This window comes from Fulvivirga lutimaris (assembly GCF_009711525.1).
Lineage (GTDB): Bacteria > Bacteroidota > Bacteroidia > Cytophagales > Cyclobacteriaceae > Fulvivirga > Fulvivirga lutimaris.
Window position 1 is genome coordinate 22,147 of record NZ_SMLV01000395.1, and the last position, 7,349, is coordinate 29,495.

Sequence of the window (7,349 nt, forward strand, 5' to 3'; positions counted from 1 at the left end):
AAATGAGATATACAAAAAATATAATATTGGTGCCGGTTAATTTTAGCGAGTATGCCAATAGAGCATTAAAAACAGCAATTGATATTGCTGTTAAATGGAAATCAAAACTTGTGCTTTACCATGTTATCAACATTCCGGATTATTCCGGCCTTGATGAGCAAGCAAGATCAGTATTTACTGAGAGTGTTAAAGAAACCGTTTTGCAAAAAATGAAAGACCTTTCATTTAATGCGTTTGATCAGGGAATAAAAATTGACATTGAAATGGCTTACGGTCAGCCAGGCCCTGAAATATTGAAGTACATTAAAGATGAGAATGTAGGTCTGGTAGTTTTAGGTTCGAAGTCTTATAAGAAGATGGATGAAATGTTAGGTGGATCAGCCATGGAAAGACTTTTGAGGTACTCAATGTGCCCTATATTAACTGTTAAAAAGGAAGTGGCTTTAAATGATATCAAAGATATTGTTTATGCTACTGATTTGGGGTATTCTCAACCTTTTATCCTAACAGAATTGAAGAAATTGCAAGAGGTTTTTGGTGCTAAACTCCATGTCCTGAAAGTGAACACCAAAGACAATTGGAAATCTGATGAAGAACTTGAAAAGCAATTTGTAAAGTTTAACCAACTGCATGATTTGAAAAATTATGAATTCAAAATATCAAATAGTGAGACAGTAGAAGAGGGTATTCTACACTACTATAAATCTGTAAACGCCCAGATGGTGGCCATGCCAACCCATAGTTTAGTAGACGCATCAACAGATGTTAGGAATTACTTCATTACAGAGCGGATTTTTCTTGATAACCCTAGTATGTTTTGGTCATGCATTAATGCCCACTGATAAAATTACGAATGTTCATAAAGTGATGAGGTTGAATTTGGTAACAATTGAGGCGATATGATTCCAGAAAATCTTTTAGAAGAATATAATGCCAGAATAGTAAATCTATCAAAGGATACTATCATTTTTAACCAGGGCAAGCCCGCATATTATTATTTCCAGGTTTTGGAGGGCGAGGTCAAAATGGCTCATTATAACGAAGATGGGCAAGAGTTTATCCAGGGAATTTTTAATAATGGGATGAGCTTTGGCGAGCCTGCGCTTTTCGGAGAGTTTACCTATCCATGTAGCGCTGTAACCATTAAGGATACATCAATTGCCAAAATGAGGTCTGAGGATTTTTTTAAACTGCTCGAGAACAATTTTGAAATACATAAGAAGTTCAATAACATTTTATCAAAAAGACTAAGGTATAAAGGTATTATACTCAATGAAATCTCATCGTATCCTGCGGCCCATCGAATCCAAACCGTTTTGAAATATTTAAGACATAAATATGGTCAAGAGCAGGAGCCTTTTGAAGTGCCTTTTACCAGACAGCAAATTGCGGACATGACCGGTCTCAGGGTTGAAACAGTAATAAAAACCATCAAACAGCTGTCTCAAAAAGATGAGCTTAACATTCATGACCATAAGGTGGTCTTAAAATAACCCATACTCTTCTTAATTTTCTTGATGCGTATGATCTAAGTCATAAGAGAACTATTCTTTGATGCTGATTTTTGAGTCATAATCAAAAGCAATAGCAGTATGAAAAACATTGAAGATAAAAAAGTTGGGGATCTGGTGGTTTCCAATTATAAGTACGCAGATGTCTTTATGAAATATGGTATTGACTTCTGCTGTGGAGGAGGTGTCTCCCTTCGCAACTCATGCGATAAGAATCAGGTCAATCTTGATGAAGTTGTTAGCGAGCTTAACAGAATTGAAAGTGAACCATTGGTTCAGAATGAATCAAAAATGACGCTTGATGAGCTCATCGATCATATTGAGAGCAAGCATCATGCATATGTCAGAGAGTCGCTACCTATATTAAGAAGCTATTCTGATAAAGTAGCCAAAGTTCACGGAGCAAAGTATAATGAGCTTTTGGAAATAAGAGGTCTCCTTAATGATCTGGAAAATGATTTGATGCCTCACTTAAATAAAGAAGAGGTCATTTTATTTCCTTATATCCGTCAAATGTTAGGTGATTCCTCATTGCTCACATTGCCAATTAACAGTGTTCGTAATCCAATTGAGGTTATGCTTCATGAACATGACACGGCAGGAGATATTTTAAAACACATAAAAGTATTAACAAATAGCTACCGATTGCCTGAGGACGCTTGCACTACATTTATAGCGTTCTACAGGCTTCTTGAGGAGTTTGAAAAGGATTTGTACAGGCACATCCATTTGGAAAACAATATACTTTTTCCAAAGGCAATTGAACTAGAAAACTCTTGAAAAATTGACACAAATCATTACTAATCATGATTTGTCTCTCATTTAGCCAGACAATTAATAATGAACTTACGCAAGATTAAATTATACAAAAATGAAAAATTCCATAATTAAAATTTCAATAGTCTTTTTAGTCGCATTTACATTAGCCTGTGGTGGTGGTGAGAAAACAAAATTACCTCCGGCAAAACATGCGTCAGAGTCATCAACATTAGCCAGCCCGGAAGATGCCATGAAAAACTGGAAGGAGAATAAGGGAATTGGTCCGGTAAGCTCAGTTACCCTAACAGAAGTTGATCAGGAAATGGTTGATGCAGGTAAGATAATATTCGAAGAAAAATGTTCAGCTTGTCATAAACCTGATAAGAAATTTATTGGCCCTGCGCCTAAAGGAATTTTAGAAAGAAGAACACCAGAATGGGTTATGAATATGATTCTTAATCCTGAGGAAATGACAACCAAGGATGCAATAGCAAAACAATTGCTTATAGAAGCCAATGGATCTCCTATGGCAAACCAGAATCTAACTGAAGATGATGCAAGAAAGGTGCTTGAATATTTCAGAACCTTATAAGAGTAAATCAAAACCAATATCATTATGAAAAAGAACTTTATATTTTCAATAGGGCTTTGCCTAATAGTCACATTTATGATGATGTGTACTCCACAGCAAAGCGAGAAATCAGAAGAAACCTCAGTGGTAGAGGAAACCCATCCACTAGGTCAGGCCTCTGTAGTGGATGATGTATCTGATAAGAACATTTTACAGGTGGCGGCCGGCTCGCAAGCGCATACGACATTAGTTGCTGCTGTACAAGCAGCACAAATTGAAAATGTGCTTGTAAATGCCGGTCCATTAACTGTTTTTGCACCCAACAATGGAGCATTTGACGCCCTTCCTGAAGGCACGGTGGACAATTTGTTAAAGCCTGAAAATAAATCACAGCTTGCCACCATACTTACGAGGCATGCAGCTCCTGGTTCTTACGACATAGAAGGACTTAAACGAGAAGCTACTAAAGGAAGAAAGATTTATACGGCCACTGGAGACTACCTTGAGGTAGTTGTTGATGGCGATAAAATCACGGTTGGTGGAGCTGAAATAGTAGCCACTATACCTGCCTCTAATGGAGTAATTCATGTAGTGAATAAGGTGATTTTACCTGAATAATTAAGAATCAAATTAACCAACGATAAAATGAAAACATTAATTAAAATTAATAGCTTATTGATCGCCTTCTTGACTCTTATTACTATTTCATGTAATCAGGGGGGTGGTGAGTCATCGAATGGCGCTTTGAGCAGCAATATTGCTGAAAAGGTTTACGTAGCACCTGGTGAAAGAGACGCGCAGTACGCATTCTTATCAGGAGGCTACAGCGGTAACCTAACCGTATACGGACTGCCTTCTGGTAGGATGTTTAAGGAGATACCTGTTTTTTCTCAGTTTCCAACATCAGGGTATGGTTACTCTGAAGAGACTAAACCTATGTTGAATACATCTTTTGGCTTTATACCATGGGATGATTTACATCACCCTGATATCTCTCAAACTAATGGAGAATTAGACGGAAGATGGATTTTTGCTAATGGTAACAATACACCTCGTATTGCCAGAATTAGTCTAAGCACATTTGAGACTGAAGAAATTATAGAAGTACCAAACAGTGCTGGTAATCATAGTTCCTCGTTTATCACTGAAAATACTGAATATGTTGTGGCTGGTACACGTTTTTCTGTACCCGTACCTCAGAGGGATATGCCAATTAAGGAATATAAAAGTAACTTCAAAGGTGCTTTAACTTTTATTGCCGTAGAACCGGAACATGGACATCTAGACATTAAATTTCAATTGTTAATGCCGGGGTTTAATTATGATTTATCACACCCCGGTAGAGGAAAATCTCATGGTTGGTTCTTCTTTTCTACTTACAACACAGAGGAGTCAAATACACTGTTAGAAGTAAATGCCTCTCAAAACGATAAGGATTTTATTGCTGCTGTAAATTGGAAAAAGATAGAAGAATATGTTAATAATGGTGGAGGTACAAAAATGCCCACCAACTATGCTCATAATGTATACGATGAGTCAACGCACACTGCAACATCTACTATGAAGAAGGAGGTTTTAACCGTTAATCCTTCTGAAATTCCTGGTGCTATCTATTTCTTGCCTACCCCTAAATCACCTCATGGTTGTGATGTTGATCCTTCAGGTCAGTACATCATTGGCGCAGGCAAGTTGTCAGCGGATATCACGGTTCATTCTTTCGATAAAATGATTGCAGCTATTGAGGCTGAAAACTTTGACGGAGATGCTTATGGTATTCCAATTATTAAATATGAAGATGTTGTAGCAGGCACTGTTCAAAGTGGTGGCTTGGGTCCATTGCATACGGAGTTTGATGGAAGGGGTAATGCCTATACCACCTTCTTTATATCTTCTGAAGTAGTGAAATGGAAATTAGGTACGTGGGAAGTAGTTGACAGACAACCTACCTTCTATTCTGTTGGTCACTTGATGATTCCTGGCGGTAACTCAAGAAAGCCCCATGGAAAGTATTTGGTAGCTATGAACAAGATTACAAAAGACCGTTACTTACCGACAGGGCCAGAAATGGAGCACTCTGCACAGATCTATGACATTTCAGGAGAAAAAATGCAGTTGCTGTACGATTTTCCTACTCATGGCGAGCCTCACTATGCAGCTGGATGTGATGCAGATCTAATTATGAATAATTCTAAAAAGATTTATCGTATAGACGAAAATATGCACCCATATGCTATTAAGAGTCCTGCAGAAGGCAAAGTGGTAAGAGAAGGAAATGAAGTACACATCTATATGTCTACTATCAGAAGTCATTTCACACCGGATAATATCGAAGGTATTAAAGTGGGTGACAAAGTTTACTTCCATATAACCAACCACGAGCAAGACTTTGATGTACCACATGGTTTCTCAATGATAGGACAGGGAACTTCTGAAATACTAGTGATGCCTGGTCAAACTAAAACTTCTCTTTGGGAACCTAAGAAAGTAGGTGTATGGCCATTCTATTGTACAGATTTCTGCTCCGCGTTACATCAGGAAATGCAAGGTTATATTCGTGTGTCTCCGGCAAATTCCAATATTGAATTGAGCTGGTCATTAGATGAGTAAATCCCAGTTAGAAATAAGAGTGGATTCATTTAATCCACTCTTATTTCTAATAAAATTTTTTTAATCCCAAAATAATATCAAAATGAAAAAGGCAAGTATATTGATGATTATCGGTAGTGCCTTGTTGTTAGGACTGTTCATCTTTCCACTCTGGAATATTAGACTGGGCGCTCCACAATATCCTGACCCTCTCGGAATAAATATTCATATCAACGGGTTACAAGGAGAAAGTGAATTTGATATCCAAAATATAGATGGATTGAATCATTATATTGGTATGAAAACGCTTCCTAAGCCAGATGATATGTGGGAGTTCTCCGTTTTTCCAAAAGTAGTTTTATCGATGGTCGTGATCGGTATACTAATAGGTAGTTTAGGCTTTTTTGGTAAAATTTCATCTATATGGTTTCTGCTCTGGTTTGTTGTAATGGGCATTTTAGGCGCATTGGGTGTCTATGATTTTAACTTATGGCTAGTAGACTATGGTACCGACCTCAATCCAAATGCTATTTTGAAACTTGTTAATCCGGATGGATCACCGATGAAATACAACCCACCACTTATTGGCCATAAAAAACTATTAAATTTCGATGCGTTTTCCTATCCAAGACTTGGTGGTATTTTTCTTGGAATCGGTATGTTACTATCGTTAACCGGATATTTCATTGGAAGAAAAACAACTGTTAATTCTAACTAAGTAGCTATGAAATTCGTTCAGTATATTTTTTCAATTCTCGTTTTTATCGTATTTGTAAGTGCCTGTAGTAATGGGCCACAGCCTATTTCTTATAGCCAGGATGCATGTGATTTCTGCCGAATGACAATTGTTGACAAGCAACACGCTGCACAACTGGTAACTGAAAAAGGAAGAAATTATAAATACGATGCAATAGAGTGTATGGTACACGATCTGAAGAATTGGGATCGCCCTCCTGTTGATCTAATGTTAGTCACAGACTATGCTAACCCTGGCAAACTTTTCAAAGCGGAAAATGCCAGCTTTTTGATAAGTAAAAATATTCCTAGCCCGATGGGTGCATTTTTATCTGCCTTTGAGAATACAGCAGAGGTTACCCAAACCCAAAAGAAGTTCGGTGGGGAGATTTACACATGGGCGGAGTTAAGGGGAAAATTAAATGATTAAATACCTTAACTATTTGCCGTGTTAGTCTCTTCAATACGCTCTATTTTTATTCTACTTTATTGTACTTGCAGCCTTAACATTGGGCATGCTCAAATCATAGAAGTATGCAAGGACTGTAAAGTTTCTACTATAAAACAGGCAATTCTTATCGCTCAGCCCCATGATTTAATTAAGGTAAAGTCAGGTGTGTATGAATGTGAAAGTATAGAAATTAATAAACCGATAAAGTTACGGGGTGAGCCCGGAGCCATACTTGATGGAATGGCAGGTAGTTATGTATTGAAACTACTAGCAGATAGCATTAGGGTATCTGGATTTTCAATTATTAACTCCGGTAGGAGCTACACCAAAGATTACGCAGCAATATATGTTAGTGGCACTTCTCATGTAGAAATATCTGACAATAAAATCTCAAAGGCATTTTTCGGGATATTGGTGGAAAAATCAAATAATGGAATCATCTCAAATAACCACGTGCTTGGAACGGCCAAAAAGGAAGACCAATCCGGTAATGGTATTCATTTGTGGCACTGCAATAACATGTTCATTTCACAAAATGAAGTGACTGGAATGCGTGATGGTGTTTATCTGGAATTTGTTGATCAGAGTACTGTTGAAAATAATTACACCCATAACAATGTCCGTTACGGTCTTCATTTTATGTTTTCAAACCACGATAAATACACTAAGAACAAGTTTGAGAATAATGGAGCTGGAGTAGCAGTTATGTTTTCTAAGTGGATTGAAATGAGTTACA

At 37.4% G+C, this 7,349-nt stretch carries 9 protein-coding genes; all 9 read left to right on the forward strand.

The window, feature by feature from the left end:
- Positions 1–2 precede the first annotated feature (2 nt).
- Positions 3–842 (forward strand): universal stress protein, encoded by an 840-nt coding sequence (locus tag E1140_RS13135; protein ID WP_155184446.1) that lies wholly within the window; start codon positions 3–5, stop codon positions 840–842.
- Between the two features lie 57 nt (positions 843–899).
- Positions 900–1,493, forward strand: a complete 594-nt coding sequence (locus E1140_RS13140) for a Crp/Fnr family transcriptional regulator (RefSeq protein ID WP_155184449.1) — start codon at positions 900–902, stop codon at positions 1,491–1,493.
- Positions 1,494–1,592: 99 nt separating this feature from the next.
- Positions 1,593–2,291, forward strand: a complete 699-nt coding sequence (ric, locus tag E1140_RS13145) for an iron-sulfur cluster repair di-iron protein (protein ID WP_155184452.1) — start codon at positions 1,593–1,595, stop codon at positions 2,289–2,291.
- A 91-nt stretch (positions 2,292–2,382) separates the two neighbouring features.
- The gene (locus E1140_RS13150; RefSeq protein WP_155184455.1) at positions 2,383–2,862 is read left to right on the forward strand and encodes a c-type cytochrome; all 480 of its coding nucleotides are present in this window, start codon (positions 2,383–2,385) and stop codon (positions 2,860–2,862) included.
- A gap of 24 nt (positions 2,863–2,886) precedes the next feature.
- Positions 2,887–3,459: a fasciclin domain-containing protein gene (locus E1140_RS13155; protein WP_155184458.1), complete on the forward strand. Its 573-nt coding sequence runs from the start codon at positions 2,887–2,889 to the stop codon at positions 3,457–3,459.
- Positions 3,460–3,486: 27 nt separating this feature from the next.
- A complete protein-coding gene (gene nosZ, locus E1140_RS13160; RefSeq protein WP_155184461.1) occupies positions 3,487–5,448 on the forward strand; it encodes a Sec-dependent nitrous-oxide reductase in 1,962 nt (653 codons plus the stop codon).
- A gap of 82 nt (positions 5,449–5,530) precedes the next feature.
- Positions 5,531–6,145: a hypothetical protein gene (locus E1140_RS13165; RefSeq protein ID WP_155184464.1), complete on the forward strand. Its 615-nt coding sequence runs from the start codon at positions 5,531–5,533 to the stop codon at positions 6,143–6,145.
- 6 nt (positions 6,146–6,151) lie between these two features.
- Positions 6,152–6,592 carry a nitrous oxide reductase accessory protein NosL gene (locus E1140_RS13170; protein ID WP_155184467.1) on the forward strand — a complete coding sequence of 147 codons (441 nt, stop codon included), beginning with the start codon at positions 6,152–6,154 and terminating at the stop codon, positions 6,590–6,592.
- 18 nt (positions 6,593–6,610) lie between these two features.
- On the forward strand, positions 6,611–7,349 hold a 739-nt coding region (locus E1140_RS13175; RefSeq protein ID WP_185153575.1), incomplete at its 3' end, for a NosD domain-containing protein.

Coding starts and splice junctions, on each gene's coding strand:
- E1140_RS13135 (WP_155184446.1), top strand. CDS start 3: ATGAGATATACAAAAAATATAATATTGGTGCCGGTTAATTTTAGCGAG.
- E1140_RS13140 (WP_155184449.1), top strand. CDS start 900: ATGATTCCAGAAAATCTTTTAGAAGAATATAATGCCAGAATAGTAAAT.
- ric (WP_155184452.1), top strand. CDS start 1,593: ATGAAAAACATTGAAGATAAAAAAGTTGGGGATCTGGTGGTTTCCAAT.
- E1140_RS13150 (WP_155184455.1), top strand. CDS start 2,383: ATGAAAAATTCCATAATTAAAATTTCAATAGTCTTTTTAGTCGCATTT.
- E1140_RS13155 (WP_155184458.1), top strand. CDS start 2,887: ATGAAAAAGAACTTTATATTTTCAATAGGGCTTTGCCTAATAGTCACA.
- nosZ (WP_155184461.1), top strand. CDS start 3,487: ATGAAAACATTAATTAAAATTAATAGCTTATTGATCGCCTTCTTGACT.
- E1140_RS13165 (WP_155184464.1), top strand. CDS start 5,531: ATGAAAAAGGCAAGTATATTGATGATTATCGGTAGTGCCTTGTTGTTA.
- E1140_RS13170 (WP_155184467.1), top strand. CDS start 6,152: ATGAAATTCGTTCAGTATATTTTTTCAATTCTCGTTTTTATCGTATTT.